This is a genomic window from Clostridium sp. AF02-29, assembly GCF_934835585.1.
Classification (GTDB): Bacteria; Bacillota; Clostridia; order Lachnospirales; family Lachnospiraceae; genus Otoolea; species Otoolea fessa.
On sequence record NZ_CAKVZK010000025.1, the window covers coordinates 12,580 to 37,546 of the forward strand.

The following is a 24,967-nucleotide window of genomic DNA, read 5'->3' on the forward strand; positions in this document are numbered from 1 at the left end:
TATGGTTGATTATACAGAAGGAACGGGAAAACAGTACCACACAGGAATCGGCCCGGAGGATATCGGCGGATATGTCATCATGCCGGGGGACCCCAAGCGATGCAAGAAGATAGCAGAACATTTTGAGAATCCGGTGTTAGTTGCGGATAATCGTGAATATACCACATATACGGGAACCATCGATGGGGTAAAAGTCAGTGTGACGTCAACCGGCATCGGTGGTCCGTCAGCGGCTATCGCTATCGAGGAGTTATCCAAGTGCGGAGCCCATACTTTTCTGCGTGTGGGCACTTGTGGCGGTATGCAGGAGGATGTACTGGGCGGAGATATCGTAGTTGCAAGCGGAGCTATCCGCATGGAAGGAACCAGCAGAGAGTACGCTCCCATTGAGTACCCGGCTGTTCCCCATGTGGATGTTATGAATGCCATGATCCGTGCAGCGAAGAATCTGAAGTTCCGCTGTCATGCGGGCGTTGTACAGTCGAAGGATTCCTTCTTTGGTCAGCATGAGCCGGAGGTGATGCCGGTCAGCTACGAGCTTGAAAATAAGTGGCAGGCGTGGCTTCGGATGGGATGCCTGGCATCGGAAATGGAGTCAGCAGCACTGTTTATCGCAGGCAGCTTCCTTCGGGTGCGTGTAGGTGCCTGCTTCCTGGTTCTGGCTAATCAGGAGCGGGCGAAAAAAGGCCTGTCCAATGAACAGGCCCATGATACAGAGGCAGCAATCCGGACAGCGGTGGAAGCCATCCGTATCTTGATTCAGGAGGATGCGAAGAATGAATAATGAGAGGATAGAAACACTCATCGAGGAAGCATTCGCAGCACGGAAAATGGCCTATACACCCTATTCTCATTTTCAGGTGGGGGCGGCTCTGCTGACTGAAAAAGGCGGGATTTACCGTGGCTGCAATATTGAAAATGCGGCCTATACACCGACAAACTGCGCGGAACGCACTGCCTTTTTTAAGGCAGTCAGTGAGGGTGAACGCAGCTTCACAGCGATTGCAGTTGTGGGAGGCCCGGAAGGAGCTTCGGAATTTGACTGGTGTGCGCCCTGTGGCGTGTGTCGTCAAGTGATGAAGGAATTCTGCCATGAGGATGCGTTTCAGATCATTCTGGCACGTTCGGTGAAGGAATATAAGGTCTATACACTGGCGGAGCTTCTACCGATGGGATTCGGACCGGATAATTTGCAGTAGGAATGCCGATTGCCTCATAAAGCTGGTATGCAGGTGTCAAAGACCCGCGCACTGTAATCTTACAGTTTCATTAATATAACTTAATATATTGGAACACCTTTTGACATTGCAAAAAAAACAGGGTACACTGTATGACAGGCGGGGATGGATTCACCATTTCCGCCTGTATTCAGAAGAAAAAGCGGACGCAGGTCCGATGAAAAATAGAAAAAGTGTGGGGAGTTTGGACGGATGGCTCAGAAAGAGTGGAAACGGGAAGAAATGAAACAGAATCAGGGAAGAACAGAGCAGAACCAGAGAAAAAAGGTTCAGAAAAAGACAGGGTATAGGGCAGTGCTGGCGGCTTCGATGTTTTTGATTGCTGCTTCGGCAGCCCTGTCAGCGTGCAAAAAATCACCGGCGGCTGAGACAACAGCGCAGACACAGGCGGCAGAGGAAACGGAGGGCGCGGTCAGCACGGCGCTCGGAGCGGCGGATCGGGTGCTGGAGGAGAATGGCATGCTGTACCTCAAATACCGCACGGAGATCCGTTCCCTTTCGAAGGAGACAGGCGAGATGAAGACGCTCTGCCAGTTTGACACAGGAGATGAAAACAGCACCTTCTGGGTCTACGGAGGCGGGCTGTATTTTGACCGGATACAGGCGGAGAGTGGCAGCACACAGGGCACGGAGCTTTATGGGCTGTACCGGCTGGATTTGGAGAGCGGTGTGGAAGAGCATTTAGCGGATCTGACGGATCAGCCGTCGGTGCTCTATGCGTCAAAGAACCGCCTGTATGTCAAGGGTTACAATATGAATGTCATTTATACGCTCGATGAGAATGGCAAAACAGCGGGAGAGCTGTCACCGTCAGACACGATCTACGGGGAGATTCCGGCAGGCTGCAGCGAGCTGTTTAATGGGATTCTTCCATATTATACGGAACAGTTTGGGTATATGCCAGTGCAGAATGAAACCTGCCTGGTGATTGCGGATGCGGACGGCAGCCATCCGAGGGAGATTTCGGATATTACGAATACATCGTCGGTGCTGTTTGCGAAGGACGCATTCTTTGCCCTGCTTCGGGATGGCAATGGAAATACGCAGTGTTACCGCTATGAGGTCTCCGACCCGGAGAAACGGACGCTTTTATATGAGACGGCGGAAAATATCAGCTTGGTGCAGTATCAGGACGGATATTTGTATCTGATGGAAAATCAGGCATCCCAGACCAGCACGGGAGAGTTTTTGTTTAAGCGGATTGCGGCGGATGCGGAGGCAGATGCAGCGGCAAATGCCGCCGAGGCGCAGAATGCGCTTTTTACGGTCGAGGAAGAGCCGGGCATGACGAATGATTTTTCTATGTATGGTAATTTTTATGTGACGGGAAATCAGGCATACTGCCAGCAGTTTAAGGATTACGGCGTTTATCTGGGCGAAAAAACGCTGGATGATGCGGCAGGCGGGGAAGTGACGTTGTTAGATCCGGTTCTGTTCCAGTCTCCGATCCGGGAGCTGGGGCATGTCGAGGCGCAGTCGGAGACGTTAAAGAGTGCGGATGGAAGCCGGGAGCTGGGAAGTGTGTACGCAGAACGGCTGGTATTTGACGGAGAGGGCGATGCGGTCGAGGTGATGAACCAGACGATGCAGGAGCTGCAGGCGTCGATTCTGTCGGCGGCGCGGACGGATTCCATAAATCTTGATACGGAGATGAGCATCGATACAGCGGAAACGGACGGATCGGAGGAAGAGGTACTTCCGCAGGAGGCGGATGCAGCGCAGCCGATCTATTCGATGGCGCTTACGATCGACGGAGATGACGCGATTACGTATCTGGATGATCATTATGTCTGCGTCCGTGCGGATGGATACGAATATACGGGCGGCGCACACGGAACGCCGTTCCGCCAGTATTTTGTCTTTGACCGGGAAACGGGGGCACGCCTGTCTTTGAGCGATGTGGTCGAGAATCCGGTGGAGGAGCTGCAGGCGAAGGTTGGTGCGGCATTCCGGGAGCTGGCGGAAAAGACAAATTTTGCCTTTGAATCACCGGAGGATCTGGAACATACGGTGGCAGACGGCATCAGCTACGAATCGCCGTTTTATCTGAGCGAGACGGGCGTGGTTTTCTATTATGCGCCGTATGAGATTGCATCGTATGCGGAAGGATTCCCGGAGGTGACAATTCCGTACAGCGAGTTGGAAATGCGGATTGAACTTAGCAAGTAGGAATTTTCTGAACTGCAACAAATGCGGATTGCGCTTAAGTAGAGATCTTGAAGTTGAGAAAAAAATCGCTTATAATACTCCATAGAAAAATAGTGTCGAACGAATCTGAAAGAATGGCACAGGATGAGGAGGAAGCAGCATGAAGACAGTTGTTAAGGAAAATGCGAACGGCGGCAAAGGACAGGTAGTTGTAAAATACATTCTGGATGACAATGAGTTAAATGCAAAATGTAAGATGTTTGCCGAGGTAACGATCGCACCGGGATGTTCCCTGGGCTATCATGAGCACCACGGCGAGAGCGAGACGTATTATATCATCAAGGGACAGGGCGAGTACGATGACAATGGAACGAAACGTCCGGTTACCGTCGGCGATAAGACCTTCACGCCGGATGGCTGTGGTCATGGCATTGCCAATACCGGAGATGAAGATCTGGTCTTTATGGCATTGATCCAGCTGGATTAAGAGTGAAGAACAAAACAGAAAAAGGTAACGGTTCACAGTAACCAAAAAAGGCGCTGGCACGGGAAGTGGTTCGATGTGTCGGCGCTTTTTGCCATATATGTCCGGAAAATGTCTATATGTTTAAGCGGAAAAAATTGGAAATCAAAAAAACAGTGGATCAAAGAAAGAAAAAGGAGGTGTGCCTGCGTGAAACTATTTCATCTTTCTGATCTGCATATCGGGAAAATGTTAAATGGCTATAGCCTGCGCGAGAGCCAGAAGAATGCGTTTTTGCAGATACTTAAATATGCGGAGGAAGAGAAGCCGGATGCGATTCTGATATGCGGGGATATTTATGATAAATCGGTCCCGGCGGGGGAAGCGTATACGCTTTTTGACTGGTTTCTGACCGAGCTATCCGGGCGCTGTCCGGGGACGGAGATCCTGATCATTGCGGGAAATCACGATTCACCGGAGCGGCTGGCGTATGGCGCATCGTTTCTGGCACGCCACCGGATCCATATCGCGGCGCTGCCGCCGGCAGATCGGACGGAGTATTTAAAGCAGGTCACACTTACAGATGAGTGGGGACCGGTTCATTTTTATCTGGTACCGTTTATCCGTCCGGGTCATGTGCGCCATTTGTTTGACACCAATGGTTATACCGATGCATTCCAGAAACTCCTGGCGCGGGAGACGATCCGGAAGCAGGAGCGCAATGTGGTTCTGGCGCACCAGTTTTTTGTCTGGAACGGTCAGAATCCGGAAACCTGCGATTCGGAGACGGCGGTGCTGACCTCCGGAGGATTGGATGCGATCGATGCGTCGGTGCTGGAACCGTTTGAATATGCGGCGTTAGGGCATATCCACGGGGCACAGAAGGTAGGGCAGGAGCGGTTTCGCTATTGTGGGACGCCGTACAAATATTCGATCAGTGAAGAACACCATCAGAAGGGGATCACGGTGGTGGAACTGGGAGAAAAAGGAAGTGAGCCGCAGATCCGCCGTCTGCCGATTCTCTGCCATCCCGATGTAAAGCGCGTGCGGGGGACACTGGAAGAACTCAAGCTGCTTTCAGATACGATGGAAAAGATGCCGGATGGAAGCGGACGCGCGGACGCGTATGTGAGCGTGGTCCTGACGGACGAAAAAGAAATGTACGATTTCCGGGAACGCCTGGAGGAGTTATTTGCGCATATTTTGGAGATCCGGGTGGACAATGAGAGGACGCGGAAACGACTGGAGGAAGAACCGGAGGAAAAAGGGGCGGTGACGCCGTTTCAGGCATTTGCCTCTTTTTATGAGGCGGTGCGCCACTGCCCGATGACAGAGGAACAGGAGACGATTCTGGCGCGCATGGTGGAAGAGGCAGAGGAGGAGGAACGCGTATGAAACCGAAGCTGCTTACAATGTCGGCGTTTGGCTCTTATGGGGGCGTGACGCAGATTGATTTCGAACGGGCGGGGACGGGATTGTTCCTGATCACGGGCGATACGGGGGCAGGCAAAACGACGATCTTTGACGCGATCTCGTTTGCGCTCTACGGGGCGGCGAGCGGCGCCGGGAGAGAGGGCGCGATGCTTCGCAGCCAGTATGCACCGGAGGACGCGGAGACCTGGGTGGAACTGACGTTTGAGGATAAGGGGCAGGATTATACGATCCGCCGCAGTCCGGCATACACGCGCCTCAGCAAGCGGAAAAATAAGGACGGCGCATACACGGCGACGAGTGTGGCGCCGAAAGCGTCTTTGCTTTTGCCGGATGGAAGTGAGATGTCCGGCCGGATCCGTGAGATCGATGAGAAGATCCGGGCGATCGTGGGCGTGGACCGCGATCAGTTTTCGCAGATCACGATGATCGCGCAGGGCGAATACATCCGTCTGCTCCATGCATCCTCCAAAGAAAGAAAAGAGATATTTTCGCGCATTTTCCATACCGGGATCTACGGTAGAATCCAGCAGAAGCTGCGGGAGGCAGATCGGACGCTGTATGGAAGGCTGGAGGATAACAAGACCCGGTGCGAGGAAGTCATCCGGCAGGTGACGGTTCCCAGGACGGAGGAGGCGGTAGCTCCGGAGTGGGAAGAAAGATGGCAGTCTTTGAAAGAGCGGTACCGGACAAATGGAGCGGAACTGCTTGCATTTCTGCATCAGTTGTCGGAGGAAAGCCGGAGGATCGAGGAAGAGACGGGGAGACTGGAAGAGAATGCAATCCAGAAGCTTGCCGCCGGACAGAACCATCTGGAGCTTGTGAAAAAGGAAAAACGGGTACTGGAAGAAAAGAGCCGTTTGGAAGCATTTGGACGGGAGATGGAGGCCAGGTGCCGGGAAGCTGCCGCAGCCTATGAGAGCCGGAAACCGGAGCTGGAGGATCAGATCCGGCGGATGCAGGATGCGCTTCCGCTCTATGCGGAGCAGGAGAAAAAACGGCAGGCATATGAAACTTTGGAACATCAGCGGACGGCTCTGACCCAAAACCTGAAAAAAATGCAGAATCAGTTGGAAACGTGCCGTACACAGGAAGAAATACTTCGAAATCAGGAGCGGAAGGCGGTAGAGGCGCGCGCTGCCCTGGCAGAATGCCGGGGACGGCGGGAGCAGATGGAACGGCGCCAGGCGGTTTTTCAGGAGTTAGGGAAATGCTGTGAAGCGGAGCGGACATGGAGAAAGTCACTGGAAAAACGCCAGGAAAAATTTCAGGCAGCCGCGCGGGCGTACCAGCAGTCAGATCAGTTGTATCAGGACGCGTCCTGCCGCTTTCTGGCGATGCAGGCGGGGCTTCTGGCGGCAGAGCTGCAGGAAGGAAAACCGTGCCCGGTCTGTGGCTCGCTGGAACACCCGGCTCCCTGCCGTCTGGAGACAGAGCCGATCCGGGAGGAACAGGTGGAAGCGCTGCGTGCCGGGCGGGATGATGCCGATCAGAAGCAGAGGACAGCCGCTGAGGCGTGCCAGGAGGCGCAGATCTCGCTGGAACATGAGAGCAGACGACGGATAGAGATCCAGGGAAAGCTGTACGGCCAAAATCAGGACAGCCCGGCAGCCCAGCCGGATGCGGATGCTCTGGAGAAGGAGCTCCGGCAGATGGCACAAGAAATCCGGCGATGCAGGCAGGCGGAAATCACTTATACTGACCGGATTGCCATGGAAGAAACGATCCGGCAGAAACGGGAGGCGAACGGAGTCGGACAGAAGAAGCTGGAAGCTGCGCTGGAGCTTAAAAGAAGTGAGGTGCAGCAGGCGGCGATCGAGAGCCAGACGAGACGTAATGAGCTGGAGGAACTCTCGAAGCGGCTGGAGTGGAAAGACAGCCGGACACTCCGGGTGGAGCTTGAGAAGCGCAGCCGGGAGCTGGAAACACTTGCAGAGGCGGTGACAGCGGTTGATAAGAAAGCACAGGAGTGCCGGGAAAAATGCCGGGAGCTGGAGGGAAGCTTATCTTCGCTCCGGGAACATATGGAAGCAGATTCGGAAACAGATCCGGAAGAAAAAATCCAGCAGGCGATCCGGCATTGGGAAGAGGAAAAAACGCGCTGGTCGCGGCTTCACCGGGAACATATGTCGGTGCGGACGCGCAACGAGGATGCATATGCGGCACTTCGGGTGTATCTGCAGGAACGGGAGCAGCTTGACCGGGAAAAACAGCAGATCAGCGAGCTTTACCAGACGGCGGACGGAAAACTGAGCGGTGCGGCGCGGATCGATTTCCAGACGTATGTACAGCGCCAGTATTTCCGCCAGATGATACAGGCAGCTAACCGCCGCCTGCGCCGGATGACGAAAGGAACCTTTGAACTTCAATGCCGCGGTCTGGCTGATCTGGGAAAACAGGGAGAAGTGGGACTTGACCTGGATGTCTACAGCTTTGTGACTGACCGGGTCCGGGACGTCAAAACGCTGTCCGGTGGAGAATCCTTTCTGGCGGCGCTTGCGATGGCGCTCGGCATGGCGGATGTCATCCAGAATGCGGCAGGCAGCGTGAAGGTGGATGCGATGTTCATTGATGAGGGATTTGGTTCCCTGGATGAGGAATCACGAACGCGGGCGGTTCAGGTGCTGCAGGAGCTGTCCGGAGGAAGACGCCTGATCGGCATCATTTCCCACGTGACGGAGCTGAAAGAGGAGATGGGACACAAGCTGGTGGTAAAAAAAGGAAATGGTGGAAGCCAGGTGCATTGGGAGATAGAAGATTAGTAGGACGGCGCAGAGCCGTTGTGTGACGAAAGAAAAGAGGCTATTTACATATGACAATCGTAATTCCAGGGATGGTGACGATATCGCTCTTATCTCTGTTTTACTGCAGTATGCTGCCGGAGACGGGGCGGAAGGCGAGAATGCAGGCATTTGAGCGGCAATACATCGCCCACCGGGGATTTCATGACAACCGGAGCGAATGTCCGGAAAATTCGCTCCCGGCGTTTGAGCGCGCGATCCAGATGGGATATGGGATCGAGCTGGATGTACAGCTGACAAAAGACGGGGTTCCGGTCGTATTTCACGACTGGGATCTGAAGCGGGCGGCGGGCGTTGACCGGAAGATACGAGACTGTACCTTTGAAGAGCTGCAAAGCTATCGTTTGTTTGGTTCATCCCAGACGATACCAGCCTTTGAGACAGTGCTTGAGCTGGCGGATGGACGCACACCGCTTATCATCGAGCTGAAAACGGAGATTGTCCACCGGGAGCTGTGCGAGAAATGCGCGGTGCTTTTAGACCGTTATCCGGGTGAGTACTGCATCGAATCGTTCAGTCCGCTGGCACTCGGCTGGTTTAAGCGCCATCGTCCAAATGTTTTGCGCGGACAGCTTGCGACCAATCACCGCGGCGAGGGATTGAAAACGCCGGTCATTGTGCGGGAGATGCTTACATACTGTATGCTGAACGGATTTTGCAAACCGGATTTCATTGCGTACAACTGCCAGTTCAGCAACACGCTTCCGGTGGAAATGCTGCGCTATTTCTACAAATGTAAGATGGCGGCGTGGACGATTAAAAACCAGGGCGAATTAAACAGGCACCGGAAACAGTTTGATGTTTTTATTTTTGACAGTTTCGAGCCGGATCAATTCGTAAATTTCAACAAAAAACATCCTAAAAGATAGTGAGAAAGTCCTAAATTATGTTGGAAAAGTTGATTTTCTATGAAAATCTGCTATAATGGCTAAGACAATTTAATAATGAGAGATTATTACGAAATCGAGAGGACAAAGATATGAAAAAGAAACAGCTTCTTTCAGGCGTAATGGCACTTTTGTTATCTGCTTCACTCTGTGCATGCGGAGGCAGCAAGACAGCAGAAGGCACCTCAGAAGCAGCTGGCGAGTCCAGCGAAGCAGAGACCAGTAATACTCTTTCAGAAGGAACACCAGTACCAGGCGGCAGCGTTGTGTATGGCATGACGCAGGACCTGGCTAGTCTTGACCCCCATGTAGATACGGACGCAGGAACTAGAGACGTGGTTTTCAATTTGTACGAAGGGCTTGTAAAGCCTACTTCCGATGGCGGATTTATTCCGGCTGTTGCCAGCGATTACATCATTTCCGATGATGCAAAGACTTACACTTTCACATTGAGAGATGGCATCACATTCCATGACGGCACACCGGTTACCATCGAAGATGTCAAATATTCCATCGATCGTTATGCGGAGATTCAGGGCGAATCCTCCGCTTTTTCTTCGCTTGTAGATAGTGTAGAGGTGCAGGATGACAAGACACTGGTTGTAAACCTGAAAGAAAGTTATTCAGAGTTTCTTCCGATGATGACGATTGCCATCATTCCGCAGTCCAACGAGGACCCGGCAGGCAATCCGATCGGTACCGGCCCATTCAAATATGTTTCCTACACACCGGGACAGAACCTGGAGCTGGAAAAATATGACGGCTACTGGCAGGAGGGCGTTCCGAGCCTGGACAGCGTGGAATTTAAATTTATTGCCGATGTGGACACCGCATTTGTAGAGCTGCAGGCAGGCACCATCGACATTCTGAAATATTTAACCTCCGCACAGGCGGAGACACTGGGCGATGATTACAACATCGTACAGGGAAGCATGAACCTCGTCCATGCGATGTACTTAAACAGCGCTTACGAGCCGCTTTCCAAGACAGAGGTGCGTCAGGCACTCTGCTATGCGGTAGACCGCGATGCGATCAACAACTTTATTTTCGGCGGAAAGAGCCACATCATCGGCTCCCATATGATTCCGGCAATGTCGAAATACTATGAGCCGGAAGCAGAGACCGTATACAGCTACGATCCGGAGAAGGCAAAAGAGCTTCTGGCAGATGCCGGATACGCAGATGGCTTTGATCTGGAAATCACCGTTCCGAGCTCATACAGCCAGCACGTAGACAGCGCGCAGATCATCGCGGATGAGCTGTCCCAGGTCGGCATCAACGTGACCTTAAATCAGGTTGAGTGGAGCACCTGGCTGCAGGATGTATACAAGGGAGGCAACTTCCAGGCGACCGTCATCGGTTTTGACGGAACGCTGGCACCGAGCGACTGGCTCAAGAAATATGTGACAGACGATGCGAAGAACTTCATGCATTACTCCAACACTGAGTACGACGATGTATTTAATACAGCATACACAACCGTTGATGACGATGTAAAAGTAGAAAACTACAAGAAGGCGCAGATGATCCTGGCAGAGGATGCGGCAGCCGTTTACATCGAAGATCCGGCGAACCTCGTAGCAGTCAGCAAGAAGTTTGGCGGCTACACCTTCTACCCGACGGCAGCAGAGGATATGTCCCTGTTATATCAGGTAGAGCAGTAAAATATACAGTTACAATCCAGCAAATTCCTGTTGCTACCACGTTTTCTTACGGCATTTTCGGTTCCAAAAGTGCCTGCCCGTGAACAGTAACCAGGAAATAACAACAGAATAAGAAGCGGTAAACGCAGGAGGGAATTATGAAATTCTTTATAAAAAAACTGATAACTCTCATTATCACATTGTTGGTCATATCCTTCCTGACGTTTACCGCTTTTTCTGTGATTCCGGGCGATGCGGCACTTTCCAGGCTGGGAAAGGACGCGACGGAAGAGCAGTTAGAGCGGGCGCGGGATGAGATGGGATTAAATGATCCACTTCTGGAGCGGTATGGAAGATGGGTGACCGATGCGATGCAGGGGGATTTCGGGGAGTCCTACCGGTATGAGGGAACCTCAGTCCGCTCCCTTCTGGCACAGCGGCTTCCGGTCACGGTGCTTCTGGCAGTCATTTCCCTGCTCATCATCACGGTGATTTCAGTTCCACTCGGAATCCTGAGTGCCCGGTTTGCCGGGAAATGGGTCGATACGCTGACGAACTGCCTGACGCAGATTCTGATGGCGGTGCCGTCATTCTTTCTCGGCATGATCCTGACCTACGTGTTTGGACTGATTCTTCATATGTTCCAGCCGGGTAAATTTATCGAACCGTCGGAAAATTTCGGAAAGTCTGCACAGTACCTTTTATTTCCAGCGCTCGCGGTGGCGCTGCCGAAGATTGCGATGGTGGTGAAATTCCTGCGAAGCTCGATTCTGACCGAGATGAACCGGGAATACGTGCGGACTGCCTACAGCCGCGGCAATACGGAAACGGCGGTATTGTACGGGCATGTGCTGAAAAATGCGATGATTCCGGTTGTGACGTTCTTTGCGATGGTAATCGCGGAGATCCTTGCCGGCAGCATCGTGGCGGAGCAGGTGTTCAGCGTGCCGGGAATCGGAAGACTTCTGATCAGCTCGATCTCCAACCGCGATTATCCGGTTGTGCAGGCGATCGTGCTGTATATCACATCGGTGGTCGTACTTATCAATTTTGCGGTTGATATGATTTATCAGGTTTTGGATCCGAGAGTCCGGACGGCGGAAGAATAGAGGGAAGACGAATGAAACGAAAGAATTATAATCTGATGATAGGGGGCGCGATCACGCTGTTCTTTCTGGCAGTTGCCCTGATCGGACAGTTCTGGACGCCGTATGGGACGACGACGATGGACTCCATGGCAGTCAATCTGGCGCCGTGTGCAGCACACCCGCTGGGAACGGATAACTTCGGGCGCGATATTTTGAGCCGTGTGATGGCGGGAAGCGGCAGCACCTTTTTTGTGGCAGTCTGCACGGTTCTGATCGGGTGTGTGTTTGGCACGATCGTCGGTGCGCTGACCGGCTATTTCGGCGGCTTTTTCGATAACCTGATCATGCGTTTCAATGATATCCTTTTATCGTTTCCGAGCATTCTTCTGGCGCTTATCTTCATCAGCCTGACGAAGCCGGGAAGCTACAACATCATTCTGGCGCTGGGAATCCTTTTTATCCCGAGTTTTGCCCGGATCGTCCGCAGTGAGGTGATCCGGTGCCGGGAACTGGATTTTGTCAAGAGTGCGCGGATCCTTGGCGCAGGGCATATCCGGATTATTTTCGCCCATATTCTGCCGAATGCGGCGGTCAGCCTTTTGACGGCGGCAGCGATCGGATTTAACAATGCGGTGCTGGCGGAGGCGAGTATGAGTTATCTGGGACTGGGAATCCAGCCGCCGGAGCCGAGTCTCGGGAGAATGCTTTACGAAGCGCAGTCGTACCTGTTCAATGCGCCGTGGTACGCGATCGGACCGGGCGTGACGATCATCCTGATTATTCTGGGATTCAGCATGGTGAGCGAGGGGCTGCGCTCGATGCAGCAGTAAGGAGGCGAAAAGATGGAACCATTGGTTGAGATAAAAAATCTGTCGATCCGTTTTCCAGAAGGAAATTCGACCTTTGAGGCAGTCAAGGGCATCAGCTTTTCGATCGGAAAAGGCGAGATCGTCGGAGTAGTCGGCGAGTCAGGGTCAGGAAAATCCATGAGTGCGCTTGCTCTGATGGGGCTGCTTCCGAAGGACGCCGAGATTGCCTCCGGATCGCTCTGTTTTCAGGGAGAAGATCTGGTGACCATGAAACCGGAAAAGCGGAGACAGCTATGCGGCAGCAAAATGGCGATGGTCTTTCAGGAGCCGATGACCTCCTTAAATCCGGTATTGAAAATCGAACGGCAGGTCGGGGAAAGCCTGCGGATCCATACGAAACTCGGAAATGCGGAGATCCATGAACGGGTGGTGCAGGCACTCTCAGAAGTTGGTCTGCCGGACCCGGAGGGGCTGTGCGGTAAATACCCGCATGAACTTTCCGGCGGCATGCGCCAGCGTGTGATGATCGCGCAGGCGATGATCAATTCTCCGAGTCTTCTGATTGCGGATGAGCCGACGACAGCGTTAGACTGTGTCGTTCAGGCACAGATCCTGGAGCTTCTGCGGAATATCCACCGGACCAAGGGAACGTCGATTCTCTTTATTTCCCATGATCTGAATGTTGTGCGTGCGCTCTGCAGCCGTGTGATCGTGGTTTATAAGGGAGAGATCGTGGAAGAAGGGCAGACGGAAGACGTCCTTCTGCATCCGAAGCATGAATATACGCGCCATCTGGTGGCGTCGATTCCGGAGGGAGAAAAAGGGGAAAGCTCCGGCGGGGAGATCCTGCGCCTGACGGATTTGAACGTATTTTACGATGTGCGTGGCGGTCTGTTCCGCAAAAAAGGAAAAAAACACGTAATTCACGATCTGAACCTGTCGGCAAGAGAGGGAGAGATTGTGGGGATCGTGGGCGAGAGCGGCTGCGGCAAATCGACGCTCAGCAAGACGATCCTGGGACTTCACGACAATTATACGGGTGAGGTGAAAGTGCGTGACGGCGTCCGTCCGCAGATGGTATTTCAGGATCCGGCGGGATCGCTCAACCCGGCGCGGACGATCGGATGGATTCTGGAAGAACCGCTGCGCCTGCGCGGCATCAGGGACCGCACAGAGCGCAGGCAGCTTGTGAAGGAAATGCTTGAAAATGTCGGACTGGACGAGTCCTTTGCGGCGCGCCATCCGAGAGAGCTTTCTGGCGGTCAGAAACAGCGCATCAGCATCGGCGTGGCACTTCTCATGGATCCTCGCCTGGTGATCGCGGATGAGCCTGTTTCGGCGCTTGATGTGACGGTCCAGTCCCAGATTTTGAACCTGCTTTTGAAGCTGCACGCCGAAAAGCAGATGACCATCCTCTTTATTTCCCACGATCTGAACGTCGTGCGCGGGCTCTGCAGCCGTGTCATGGTCATTTACAAGGGTGTGATTGTGGAAGAAGGTCTGGCAGAAGAGATCTATGAGCATCCGGCGCATCCGTACACGAAACTTCTGCTGGAAGCGGCGATCGGCGGGGATACAATGGAACTGGATGCGGAGGCAGGAAAGCAGAGTGCGGAGCCGGAGAGAGACAGCCGGATGGAAAAACCTGAGCGGGGACAGAAGAAAGAGAACCTTTTGGAAAATCAGGAAAAAGAGCGGTCCGTCCAGAATGCACCAAAGAAGATAGCGGGCAGTGGGGAGAAGTGTATCTTTTATGAACGATGTCCGAAGAGAAGAGAGGCGTGTGCCCATGTGCCGCTGTCACCGGAGGCAGTACAACTTTCAAAGACACACTGGGCGCGGTGTATTCAGATAGAAGCATAATCTGATAAGCTGAAATAGAGAAAAACGAAATAGCAGCCGAAAAAAGACAGACGGTTCGGCCTATGCCAGGGAAAGCGGCATGGCTCGAATCGTCTGTCAATGTTTTTTCCTGCGGTGGGAAATCAAAGTGCGCGGCTGCTCACTGGAAGAATCCTGCTGCCCCTGCTGTGCCTCACCGGAAAGCTGCAGCGGCTCCCGGCGGTGCCGGAGTGAATGGTAAAAAAGCCAGATCAGATCCACCAGGGCGATCAGAAACGCACATCCGGCTAATAGATGAAATACCTCATGCGTCAGGGCGGGATACGGCAGAGCGGATATGATATAAGGAGAAGTCATATTCCGCAGGGAGCTCGCCGTCCAGGAGAGACTGTCTGCCATCGTCTGGAGAAGCGATTCATAGGTATCCTCGTTCAGGCGGATCAAACGCCCGTTTAATGAAAGTGCTTTGCGTTCGGGCGGCTCTGGATAGCCGGAAGACGGATCGAGCAGATAGAAATGGCAGGTTCCATTTTCCAGAGAGTAATAATAATATCCGGTCTCTTTCTTTCCATCGTAGGCAGCGCACCCTGTATAATATAAGGAAGGAGCGTTCACCGAGACATAGGGCTGAGCCGGGTTATAAAAATTTTCAAACTTGCACTGGCTGTTTATCGGCCGCGGGGAGTGTGAATTTTCCCCGGCATTCTGCCACAGAAGCAGGATGGACGCGATCAGCACCAGTGCCGGAAGCCACATCTGCCGGCGGTAAAAACGGCGGCTTTTGATGGGGGAATGTTTTTGTTTTTCAGTCAATTTTTTCATATGCTCTAGTATAGTCAGTTCTGCGTGGAACGTCAAGAGTTAGTGTATACGACAAAATCCTGCTGCCACCACGTTTTCTTACGGCACTTTCGGTTCCAAAAGTGCCTGCCTGTGAACAATTACTCCATTCCTGGTCATCTGCGCGTGCTTTTTCAATTATTCTTGCAAACAGGGCGAAAAATTGCTATGATGGGAGTGCTGGCATCGGAAGGAGATTGTGCAGTAGGGGAAAGCTTTCGGTGCATGGCAGTCATTTTTGCATCGGCAATATAGAAGGAGAGGCTAAATGGACGCTTACACGAGTTTTGCGGAAGTATATGATATGTTTATGGATAATATTCCCTATGAGGACTGGTGCGGGTACCTGACTTCTCTTTTAAAGGAATATGGGATCAACGATGGCCTGGTGCTGGATCTGGGATGCGGAACCGGCACGCTGACGGAGCTTCTGGCAAAGGAAGGCTATGATATGATCGGCGTGGATGTCTCGGAGGATATGCTGCAGGAAGCAATCGAAAAACGGGCAGAATCCGGGCTGCCAATTTTGTATTTATTGCAGGATATGCGCGAATTTGAATTGTACGGGACGGTCCGGGCGGTCGTGAGTATCTGCGATTCGCTGAATTATATTCTGGATTATGACGATCTGGCGCACGTATTTTCGCTGGTCAACAATTATCTGGATCCGAAGGGAATGTTCATTTTCGACCTGAACACGGAGGCAAAGTTTCAGGCAATGGGAAGTGAGACGATCGCGGAGGTGCGCGACGAGGGGAGCTTCATCTGGGAAAATGAGTATGATGAAGAGGAGAAAATTAACTCCTACGATCTGACACTCTTTATCCGCGAGGAGGATGACTTATACCGCCGCTATCAGGAGACGCATTTTGAGCGCGCGTGGTCGTTGGACGAGATAAAAAAGGCGCTCACAGAGGCGGGCATGGAATTTGTGGCGGCGTATGACGCATTTACGAAGAACGCGCCGCGAAAAGAGAGCGACCGAATCTATGTGGTTGCGAGAGAACATGGAAAAGAGGTATAAATGATGGAAAAGATAAAAGCAGGTGAAATAACGGGACAGACCGGAGATTATATGCTCCGTGCGACGGCGGCGAATGGTCAGATCCGCGCATTTGCGGCGACTTCCCGCGATCTGGTGGAGAAAGCCAGACAGGCGCACAATACCAGCCCGGTGGCGACCGCAGCGCTGGGACGCCTGATGACGGCAGGGGTCATGATGGGATCGATGATGAAAGCGGACAGCGATCTTTTAACCATCCGGGTCGAGGGCGATGGTCCGATCGGCGGTCTGACGGTGACAGCTGATAAGAACGGCAATGTCAAGGGCTACGCGTTCCACCCGGAGGTAATGCTGCCGCCGAATGCGAAGGGCAAGCTGGATGTGGGCGGTGCGCTGGGAGTCGGCGTCTTGAGCGTAATCCAGGATATCGGTTTGAAAGAGCCGTATGTGGGACAGACGATCCTGGTAACGGGTGAGATTGCGGAAGATCTGACTTATTACTATGCGACCTCCGAGCAGACTCCGTCCTCCGTGGCACTGGGCGTTCTGATGAATAAAGAAAATACGGTGCGCCAGGCAGGCGGATTTATCATCCAGCTTCTTCCGGGAGCAGAGGAGGCGACGATCGCGGCACTTGAAAAGACGATCGGTGAGCTGGAGCCGGTGACGACGATGTTAAATAAGGGAATGACCCCGGAGGACATTCTGGAGCTGATTTTAGGACAATTTGGTCTGGAGATTCTGGATAAGATGCCGATTCAGTTTACCTGCAACTGCACCAAGAGCCGTGTAGAAAAGGCGCTGATCAGCATCGGCGGCAGGGAGCTGCAGGAGATGATCGACGAGGGCAAGAGCATCGAAGTCAACTGCCAGTTCTGCAACAAGCACTATGAATTTAGTGTGGATGAGCTGAAAAAATTGTACGAGAAAGCTAAGAAGTAAAAAGAAATGAGATAATAGATATGGCTGCTGTGCGGAAAAAGGATATCTGGATATGTTCCGCATGGCAGGACAGAAAAAAGGTAACTGTTCACACATGTGTGAGCAGTAACGAAAAAAGGGATACTGCCGAAGCGGTATCCCTTTTTATAATCACTTTACTTAGATCAATATAACGTATTCGCAAAATATATATCAAACATATTTGGAAAACAGGTACACTGGAAAGTTGATGATTAAAGCTTGGTTACGTTAGTAGCCTGCGGTCCCTTAGCACCGTTAACAACTTCGAACTCTACCTGAGCGCCTTCCTCAAGAGACTTGAAGCCTTCCATGTTCAGTCCGGAGTAGTGAACGAATACATCGTTGCCCTGCTCGTCGCAGATAAATCCGTAACCTTTCTGGTTGTTGAACCACTTTACAGTACCTCTGTTCATATGATACCTCCAAAAAAATATAAAAAATAGTGATGGCCGCATGGATTTACGACCTGTTCCAAGAATAGCATAGTTTCATATTGATGTCAAACGTTTTCGCATAAAATTTCTGGAAATTCAGACATTTAAAAATAGTTAAATTTTTGTGGAAAATAAGGGCATTTGTTACTGTACACATATGTGTGCCCAGTAACGGGTATTTTCCAGAAAGCCGCGAAAGAAAGTGGGGTTGTCAAACCAGGATACGGGGGGTAAAATAGGAGGAAAGAAAAGGGGAAAGAGGTAGGAAAATGAATTATATTTACAATGCGTATCATCATTTTTTGACGATCACGAAACATAAATGCGAGGTCATGAAAAACTGCTTTGCGGTAGGGCTGTACCGCCAGGGACTTCTGCACGACCTGTCCAAGTATTCCTGGGAGGAATTTGCGACCGGCGTTAAATATTATCAGGGAAACCGCAGCCCAAATGCAGCGGAAAAAGAAGAAAAGGGCTATTCGGCGGCATGGCTGCACCACAAGGGACGCAACAAACATCATTTCGAATACTGGATCGATTTTGCACCGGACAAGTCCTGGGGGCTTGTCGGCAATAAAATGCCCCTTCGCTACCTGATCGAGATGGTAATGGACCGGATTGCCGCGTCGAAGGTTTATAAGGGAAAAGATTACACGGATGCGTGTGCGTGGGAATACTTTGAAAGAGGCAGAGATTTTGTCGTGATGCACCCGAGGACGAAGTACCAGCTGGAATATCTCCTCACGATGCTGAAAGAGCAGGGCGAGGAGAGAACCTTTGCGTTCATCCGGGCGCTGCTTGCACGGGAGAGGGCGAAAGAACAGGCAGTCCGGAGAAAACGGATGGGACACGTGATCCGGGAGATAAGAGAGCGTGGACGGGTGCTGTAATTTATAAGGACAATTCTCTCAGATAATTATGTAAGTACAGCACTGCCGTCTCTGGATCTGTGAAAAGCTGTTCTGAATACGGCACAAACAGCTGCTTACTCTTATAGTCTGCTTTCAGGCATTCATGCCACATCGGAGTGCCATCTGCAAGAAGCGGCTGCGGCACAAACAGCCCGGCTGCGCGGGTGTAGCACGTTTTGGCGGTTGCCTTCTTGCGGGCGGAGCGATCCACGTACTGACCGACGCTTTTGTGGATGGCGCAGTCCTCGTAGATCATATAGTAATAATTCTCATAATCGCTGTAAAATCGTTTCAGTTCCCCGGAATATAATGGAAGGTCGAGCGTCAGGCGGTTTCCTTCCGCTGACAGCTCCAGCTCACCGATAGAAAACTGGAATCCGCTTGTCAGAGAGACGGGGCTTTCATAGTGAAGCAGCAGGTGCTTTTCTGAGTTTCCGTCCGCATATGGGATATCACGGCTTTCTGAACCTTTGAAAGAAAAATCGCCGGTCAGAAAGTCCGGGTAGGCGAGAATCGGCAGAATCTGCGGCATTCCCTTTAAGTCATCCTCGTTATGGAGAATCAGAAGGTGTTTCAGCAGTTCAGAGTGCGTCTGTAAATATTCACCGTAAACCTCGATGAGCTGACCGCCGTTGTACTTATCTTCGCGGGCAATGCCGAGGAACCGCTCGATGCTTTTTTGTTTCAGATTTTCAAGTCCCAGCAATTTCTTTAATGGGCGTATTTTCTTATAAATATCAAAACTTTCAACTGCTTCAAAATTCCAGTCCTTTTTATAAAAAACACAGCGTTTCGTCAGAAATGGAATGTCAAACCCGTCGCCGTTGAAATGGACGAGGATGCGCTTTGTCCGGAGAAGAGCAAAAAAAGCGTCGAGAACCTCTTCCTCCGCATCCCTCGTCTCGGCAAAATACTGGGTCAGAATCCAGGTGTTTCCGTCGTGCCAGACGCAGCCGATCAGATAGACCGAGGCGTAGTCACCGGAAAAGCCGGTTGTCTCGATATCGAAAAAGAGCAGATCGGAGATAGCTCCTAACCGTTTGGGCGGATAAGAAGAAGTAAAGGTCAGCGGATTTTGAATGGTGATCATTTGGCAGTATCCTCCTGTGTCGGTTTATAATGTCCGCCCCAGATCCGCATTGCGTCGGGGATTGGTTTCAGACTGTAACCTATGGCGTTATTATAAATTCATCGGAAGTGAAAAGCAACCGTTTAAAATGATAAAACAATAACACACCCGGTATCGTGAAATATCCGTTCTGGCAGTTGAGTAAAAAGAAAAACAATTTGTAAACCTTCAGTGGTACAAGTTTGGCAATCGTTTGAAATTCCGATATATTAGAAAATGTCGGAAGTGACAGCGGGATATGTGGTTGTACCAATATGGCAATTCGGGAATTTTTGGCGGAAAGACTGGCAGATTATGAGATCCCGCGCAAATTTGCCTTGCTAAAGGAGTTTCCAAAGACTGAAAGCGGAAAGATTCGTAAAAAAGAACTGTGAAAATTGCTTTTTCTTGTCGAAAAAAGAAAATGATTTATTGTGCAAAATGACAAAAGTGACGTTGACAAAATTGGAAAAGAGTGGTATATTTACATACAGCAATCAAACTATTTAATGTAACGGTTGTGAACGTGACCGGAGAGCTGCTTTCTGTGGGGGAAAAGCGGCTCTCTTTTTATATATGTTTGACTTTTTGTATAGTGACAGCTACAATAAATTCGTAACTGTTCAGTACCTTCACAGTCACGCGCAAAAATCCATTTAAAATTGCCTACGGCAATGGGATTTTTGCCTGCTGGTCCATGTTTTCGTACGGTCAGCGCAGTAAATGCGCAGACCTATTGAACAGTTGCTATGTTTTTAAAAATTATTTATAAGGGAGACAAACCATATGATAAGAGATGGCTTTATCCGGGTTGCCGCGTCAACGCCGGAAGTGAAGGTGGCAGATGTAGAGTACAACCGGGAACAGGTTTGTGAACAGATAGAGGAGGGGCGCAAAAAGGGCGCTTCGATGATGGTATTTCCAGAGCTGGTGCTGACGGGATATACGTGCGGTGAGCTGTTTATCCAGAAATCGCTGCTGGCGAAAGCAAAGGAAGAGCTTAGGAAGCTGATCGCCTTTACAGCTGGCGATTCAATGCTTGTATTTGTAGGACTTCCGTGGGAATACAACAATAAATTGTACAATGTGGCAGCGGCGATCCAGGATGGAAAGCTGCTCGGTCTGGTTCCGAAGAGATGGATTCCAAACTATTCTGAATTTTATGAGGGACGTTATTTCAACCCAGGCTGGGAAAAGGCAATCGACGTTTCCTGGGACGGTTATCAGGTGCCAATGGGAATGAAGCTTTTATTTTCCTGTGACAATGTGGAAAATCTCGTCGTGGGGGCGGAGATCTGCGAGGATGTCTGGGTTTTAAATCCACCGAGTATTGCACACGCGTCGGCGGGGGCAACGGTGATCGTCAACTGCTCTGCCAGCGATGAGGTGACAGGCAAGAGCGAGTACCGCAGAAGTCTGATCAGCGGTCAGTCGGCGCGGCTGCTCTGTGCGTATATTTACGCCAATGCGGGCGAGGGAGAGTCTTCCCAGGATCTCGTTTTTGGCGGCCAGAATATTATCGCTGAGAATGGCAATATCCTGTCGGAGTCAGCGCGATTTGAGAATCAGACGATCTACGCAGATATCGATTTGGAACGTCTGGAATGTGAGCGCCGCCGGATGACGACCTATCAGACAGAAGGCCGTGAGGATTACCGGTTTGTAAGCTTTACGCTGGATCGGAAACCGCTTGCGCTGGAGCGCGCGATCGATCCGACCCCGTTTGTCCCACACGATGCGGGCAGCCGGAACCGCCGCTGCGAGGAGATCCTTTCGATCCAGGCGATGGGATTGAAAAAACGTCTCAAACATACTGGATGCCGCCATGCTGTCGTTGGTATTTCAGGCGGTCTGGATTCAACGCTGGCACTTTTAGTAACCGTGCGCGCCTTTGATCTGCTGGGGATTCCGCGTGAAAATATCCTGTCTGTGACGATGCCGTGCTTTGGTACGACTGACCGGACGTACCAGAATGCCTGCCAGCTCACGAAAAAGCTGGGTGCAACCTTGAAAGAAGTCGATATCCGAGAGGCAGTTACGATCCATTTCCGTGACATTGAGCAGGATCCGTCGGTTCATGATGTAACGTATGAAAATTCACAGGCACGCCAGAGAACTCTGGTTCTGATGAACCTTGCCAATAAGATCGGCGGTCTTGTCATCGGTACCGGCGATATGTCGGAGCTGGCGCTTGGCTGGGCGACCTACAACGGTGATCATATGTCGATGTACGGTGTCAACTGCTCGGTTCCGAAGATGCTGGTGCGCCATCTGGTGCGCTATTATGCAGATACCTGTGGCGAGAAAGAGCTTTCTGATATTCTGCTGGATGTACTGGATACGCCGGTCAGCCCGGAGCTTCTGCCGCCGGAGGAGGATGGAAAGATCGCACAGAAAACGGAGGATTTGGTTGGTCCTTATGAGCTGCATGATTTCTATCTCTACTATATATTAAGATTCGGCTATCGTCCGGGCAAGATTTACCGCCTGGCGCGTCAGGCATTTGACGGTGCTTATGATAAGGAAACGATCCTTAAATGGCTGAAGGTGTTCTACCGCCGTTTCTTCAACCAGCAGTTTAAGCGTTCCTGCCTGCCGGATGGTCCGAAGGTAGGTTCTGCTGCAGTATCGCCGCGCGGCGACCTGCGTATGCCGAGCGATGCGTGCAGCCGCCTGTGGCTGGAGGAGCTGGAAACACTGGATGAGGATTGCGTTTACGGAGTGCCGGAGACGAAAGCGGCAGGAGGCAGCCTGTGATCGCGAGCACGGGCAACGCCCGTGTCAGAGCGGTGACGGCGCTTGCAAAGAAAGCAAAAGCAAGACGGGAACAGGGCGTCTTTTTGGTGGAAGGTCCGAAGATGTTCGGGGAACTGCCGGTGGAGAGACGCCGCGAAGTCTATGTGTCGGAAAATTTTCTGCGCCAGCAGGGGGAAAGAGCAGAAAAACTGCTGGCTGGCTGCCGGTATGAGACGGTGACGGATGAGGTCATGCGCCATATGTCGGACACCCAGACACCGCAGGGTATCCTGGCGGTAGCGGAACAGTTTTCTTATCAGATCTCAGATGTGCTGAAAAATAGTCCGGACGGAAAGGCACCGGAGCTTGTGATTCTGGAGACGCTGCAGGATCCGGGTAATCTGGGAACAATCCTGCGCGCCGGAGAGGGGGCGGGTGTGACAGGCATCATTCTTGACCGTGGTTCAGCTGATATTTACAGCCCGAAGGTCATCCGTTCCACGATGGGCTCGATCTACCGGGTGCCGTTTATCTACACGGACGACCTGCATCAGACGATCGGGGAAGTAAAAAAGCAGGGAATCCGCCTCTATGCGGCGCATTTAAAGGGGAAACATAACTACGAAGAAGAAAATTATACAGGTCCGTCCGGCTTTCTGATCGGAAATGAGGCAAATGGTCTGACCGAGGAGACGGCGGCGCTTGCTGACGCGTGGGTGAGGATTCCGATGGCTGGAAAGGTTGAATCCCTCAATGCAGCGGTGGCGGCTTCGGTGCTGCTGTTTGAGACGGCACGGCAGAGACGGCAGTAAATTGCATTTTTTGAAACAATGTTTTAAGCCGGATAGTTTGTGCAAATAGAGAGTTGTGAAGAAATAAATTGAACTGCAGATCGATATGTTCCATTAAGAAGTTTGTAATAAAACCGTAAGTTCAAAAACAGAGCTGATTGGTTGATAAATGTCAGAAAATATCGTATACTAGTTTTAAGATATCAGGGTCAAAAGACCTATATGGAAGGAGGGGATGACATGGCAGTATGGTGTGTCTGGCTGGCGGTGTTTGTAGTGTGTATCGGGCTGGAAGCAGCGTCGATGGCGCTGACTTCGATCTGGTTTGCTGGAGGCGCTCTGATTGCGTGTGTCCTGTCGATCGCGGGAGTGAATCTTTACATCCAGATGGCGGTGTTTGTCGTTGTTTCATTCCTTCTTTTGTATTCAACAAGACCATTGGCACTCCGGTATATCAATCAGAAGACGGTGCGGACCAATGTGGACGCGCTGGTGGGTAAAAAAGCGCGGGTAACCGCAGAGATTGATAACGACGAGGCGAGAGGGACGGCGATGGTGTCCGGCCAGGAATGGACGGCACGCTCGGCGGATGGAAGCCGGATTCCGAGGGATACGATGGTACAGATTCAGGCGGTCAGCGGCGTCAAGCTGATTGTCAGCAAATGTAAGGAGGAGTAGGAAATATGGGAGCAGTTATCAGTTTTCTTGTCATTGCGATTGTGGTACTTCTGATTTTGTCATCCTGTATCCGGATCGTGCCGCAGGCACAGGCATTAGTCGTAGAGCGTCTGGGTGCTTATCTGGAGACATGGTCGGTTGGCGTGCATTTCAAGGTGCCGTTCATTGACCGCGTGGCAAAAAGAGTCATTTTAAAAGAGCAGGTTGTAGATTTTGCACCGCAGCCGGTTATCACGAAAGATAACGTTACGATGAAGATTGATACGGTTGTATTTTTCCAGATCACGGATCCGAAGCTGTTTGCTTATGGTGTTGAGAACCCGATCATGGCGATCGAGAACCTGACGGCGACCACCCTTCGAAACATCATCGGTGATCTCGAACTTGACCAGACCTTAACCTCCCGTGAGACGATCAACACGAAGATGCGCGCTGCACTCGATGTGGCGACAGACCCGTGGGGAATCAAGGTAAACCGTGTTGAGTTGAAAAATATCATTCCTCCGGCAGCCATTCAGGATGCGATGGAGAAACAGATGAAGGCAGAGCGTGAGCGCCGTGAGTCCATTCTCCGTGCCGAAGGCGAGAAGAAATCGACGATCCTGGTAGCCGAAGGTAAGAAAGAGTCCGCGATTCTGGAAGCAGAAGCAGAGAAAGAAGCGGCGATCCTGCGTGCAGAAGCACAGAAGGAAAAGATGATCCGCGAGGCAGAAGGTGAGGCGGAAGCGATCCTCAAAGTTCAGAAAGCGGAAGCAGACGGACTTCGCTTCATCAAGGAAGCAGGCGCGGACAATGCAGTGCTGCAGCTCAAGAGCCTGGAGGCATTTGCCAAAGCAGCGGACGGCAAGGCGACGAAGATCATCATCCCGTCCGAGATCCAGGGCATTGCCGGTCTGGTAAAGGGTCTGACGGAAGTTGGCACGGATGTTCAAAAGGCAGAGTAGCCGGGAGTGAGCGGCTCTAAGTTGTAAAAAAAGGTATAAGAAAAGGCTGATGGTTATGTAAAGCAGGAACCGCAGCCTTTTTCGATTTCTTTTTTGACAAGCCTGCGGACATTCGGTATAATATCCCATAGTGATATGTATACCCATATATGTTGATGAAAGGGTATATGCAAGAAGCTATGTGCTATATGAAGAATGAGGCTGTTGTT

General features: G+C 51.6%; 21 protein-coding genes. 18 read left to right on the top strand and 3 right to left on the bottom strand.

Annotation, left to right across the window (positions count from 1 at the left end; all coding sequences use genetic code 11):
* Window position 1: 1 nt before the first annotated feature.
* The 11 genes from udp to PUQ60_RS07640 all read left to right on the top strand — a co-directional run bounded on the left by udp (window position 2) and on the right by PUQ60_RS07640 (window position 14,371).
* Window positions 2-784, top strand: coding sequence for a uridine phosphorylase (udp, locus tag PUQ60_RS07590; RefSeq protein WP_022359925.1), 783 nt, complete (start codon window positions 2-4; stop codon window positions 782-784).
* Window positions 777-1,199, top strand: coding sequence for a cytidine deaminase (gene cdd, locus PUQ60_RS07595; RefSeq protein ID WP_118293287.1), 423 nt, complete (start codon window positions 777-779; stop codon window positions 1,197-1,199). Before udp ends, cdd begins: the two co-directional genes overlap by 8 nt.
* 231 nt (window positions 1,200-1,430) lie before the next feature.
* Window positions 1,431-3,407, top strand: coding sequence for an RsiV family protein (locus tag PUQ60_RS07600; protein WP_273379851.1), 1,977 nt, complete (start codon window positions 1,431-1,433; stop codon window positions 3,405-3,407).
* 139 nt (window positions 3,408-3,546) lie between these two features.
* The gene (locus tag PUQ60_RS07605; RefSeq protein ID WP_107000176.1) at window positions 3,547-3,873 is read left to right on the top strand and encodes a cupin domain-containing protein; all 327 of its coding nucleotides are present in this window, start codon (window positions 3,547-3,549) and stop codon (window positions 3,871-3,873) included.
* A 186-nt stretch (window positions 3,874-4,059) separates the two neighbouring features.
* Complete coding sequence (locus tag PUQ60_RS07610) at window positions 4,060-5,244, top strand: exonuclease SbcCD subunit D (protein ID WP_118524606.1); 1,185 nt, start codon at window positions 4,060-4,062, stop codon at window positions 5,242-5,244.
* Window positions 5,241-8,042 carry an SMC family ATPase gene (locus PUQ60_RS07615; protein WP_273379855.1) on the top strand — a complete coding sequence of 934 codons (2,802 nt, stop codon included), beginning with the start codon at window positions 5,241-5,243 and terminating at the stop codon, window positions 8,040-8,042. Before PUQ60_RS07610 ends, PUQ60_RS07615 begins: the two co-directional genes overlap by 4 nt.
* Before the next feature lie 50 nt (window positions 8,043-8,092).
* Window positions 8,093-8,950, top strand: coding sequence for a glycerophosphodiester phosphodiesterase family protein (locus tag PUQ60_RS07620; protein ID WP_273379857.1), 858 nt, complete (start codon window positions 8,093-8,095; stop codon window positions 8,948-8,950).
* Window positions 8,951-9,060: 110 nt separating this feature from the next.
* Window positions 9,061-10,632 (top strand): ABC transporter substrate-binding protein, encoded by a 1,572-nt coding sequence (locus PUQ60_RS07625; RefSeq protein WP_118524603.1) that lies wholly within the window; start codon window positions 9,061-9,063, stop codon window positions 10,630-10,632.
* A gap of 137 nt (window positions 10,633-10,769) precedes the next feature.
* Window positions 10,770-11,720 (top strand): ABC transporter permease, encoded by a 951-nt coding sequence (locus tag PUQ60_RS07630; protein ID WP_022359791.1) that lies wholly within the window; start codon window positions 10,770-10,772, stop codon window positions 11,718-11,720.
* 11 nt (window positions 11,721-11,731) lie between these two features.
* A complete protein-coding gene (locus PUQ60_RS07635) occupies window positions 11,732-12,529 on the top strand; it encodes an ABC transporter permease (protein ID WP_107000170.1) in 798 nt (265 codons plus the stop codon).
* Window positions 12,530-12,541: 12 nt separating this feature from the next.
* Window positions 12,542-14,371 (top strand): ABC transporter ATP-binding protein, encoded by a 1,830-nt coding sequence (locus tag PUQ60_RS07640; RefSeq protein WP_273379860.1) that lies wholly within the window; start codon window positions 12,542-12,544, stop codon window positions 14,369-14,371.
* 96 nt (window positions 14,372-14,467) lie between these two features.
* Here PUQ60_RS07640 and PUQ60_RS07645 read toward each other — a convergent pair whose 3' ends face one another.
* Window positions 14,468-15,172, bottom strand: a complete 705-nt coding sequence (locus PUQ60_RS07645) for a hypothetical protein (RefSeq protein WP_273401035.1) — start codon at window positions 15,170-15,172, stop codon at window positions 14,468-14,470.
* A gap of 286 nt (window positions 15,173-15,458) precedes the next feature.
* On the opposite strand from PUQ60_RS07645, the gene PUQ60_RS07650 reads away from it, so the two are divergent.
* Both PUQ60_RS07650 and hslO read left to right on the top strand, forming a co-directional pair.
* Window positions 15,459-16,214 carry a class I SAM-dependent methyltransferase gene (locus tag PUQ60_RS07650; RefSeq protein ID WP_022359795.1) on the top strand — a complete coding sequence of 252 codons (756 nt, stop codon included), beginning with the start codon at window positions 15,459-15,461 and terminating at the stop codon, window positions 16,212-16,214.
* Entirely contained in the window at window positions 16,215-17,135 is a 921-nt protein-coding gene (gene hslO / locus PUQ60_RS07655) for an Hsp33 family molecular chaperone HslO (RefSeq protein WP_333490943.1), read from the top strand. It begins immediately after the preceding gene.
* A 233-nt stretch (window positions 17,136-17,368) separates the two neighbouring features.
* Here the strand turns inward: hslO and PUQ60_RS07660 are convergent, their stop codons facing one another.
* Window positions 17,369-17,569: a cold shock domain-containing protein gene (locus PUQ60_RS07660; RefSeq protein WP_022359797.1), complete on the bottom strand. Its 201-nt coding sequence runs from the start codon at window positions 17,567-17,569 to the stop codon at window positions 17,369-17,371.
* A gap of 290 nt (window positions 17,570-17,859) precedes the next feature.
* Between PUQ60_RS07660 and PUQ60_RS07665 the strand changes: the two genes are divergently transcribed.
* Window positions 17,860-18,480 (top strand): DUF5662 family protein, encoded by a 621-nt coding sequence (locus tag PUQ60_RS07665; protein WP_022359798.1) that lies wholly within the window; start codon window positions 17,860-17,862, stop codon window positions 18,478-18,480.
* Window position 18,481: 1 nt separating this feature from the next.
* Here the strand turns inward: PUQ60_RS07665 and PUQ60_RS07670 are convergent, their stop codons facing one another.
* Window positions 18,482-19,591: a ribonuclease H-like domain-containing protein gene (locus tag PUQ60_RS07670; protein WP_118523527.1), complete on the bottom strand. Its 1,110-nt coding sequence runs from the start codon at window positions 19,589-19,591 to the stop codon at window positions 18,482-18,484.
* Window positions 19,592-20,398: 807 nt separating this feature from the next.
* Between PUQ60_RS07670 and PUQ60_RS07675 the strand changes: the two genes are divergently transcribed.
* The 4 genes from PUQ60_RS07675 (at window position 20,399) to PUQ60_RS07690 (ending at window position 24,758) form a co-directional block, all read left to right on the top strand.
* Complete coding sequence (locus PUQ60_RS07675; RefSeq protein WP_273379870.1) at window positions 20,399-22,366, top strand: NAD(+) synthase; 1,968 nt, start codon at window positions 20,399-20,401, stop codon at window positions 22,364-22,366.
* Complete coding sequence (locus PUQ60_RS07680) at window positions 22,363-23,157, top strand: RNA methyltransferase (protein ID WP_022359801.1); 795 nt, start codon at window positions 22,363-22,365, stop codon at window positions 23,155-23,157. The genes PUQ60_RS07675 and PUQ60_RS07680 overlap by 4 nt, the downstream gene beginning before the upstream one ends.
* Before the next feature lie 219 nt (window positions 23,158-23,376).
* Window positions 23,377-23,814: an NfeD family protein gene (locus PUQ60_RS07685; protein WP_022359802.1), complete on the top strand. Its 438-nt coding sequence runs from the start codon at window positions 23,377-23,379 to the stop codon at window positions 23,812-23,814.
* A gap of 5 nt (window positions 23,815-23,819) precedes the next feature.
* Window positions 23,820-24,758, top strand: a complete 939-nt coding sequence (locus PUQ60_RS07690; protein WP_022359803.1) for an SPFH domain-containing protein — start codon at window positions 23,820-23,822, stop codon at window positions 24,756-24,758.
* Window positions 24,759-24,967 lie beyond the last annotated feature (209 nt).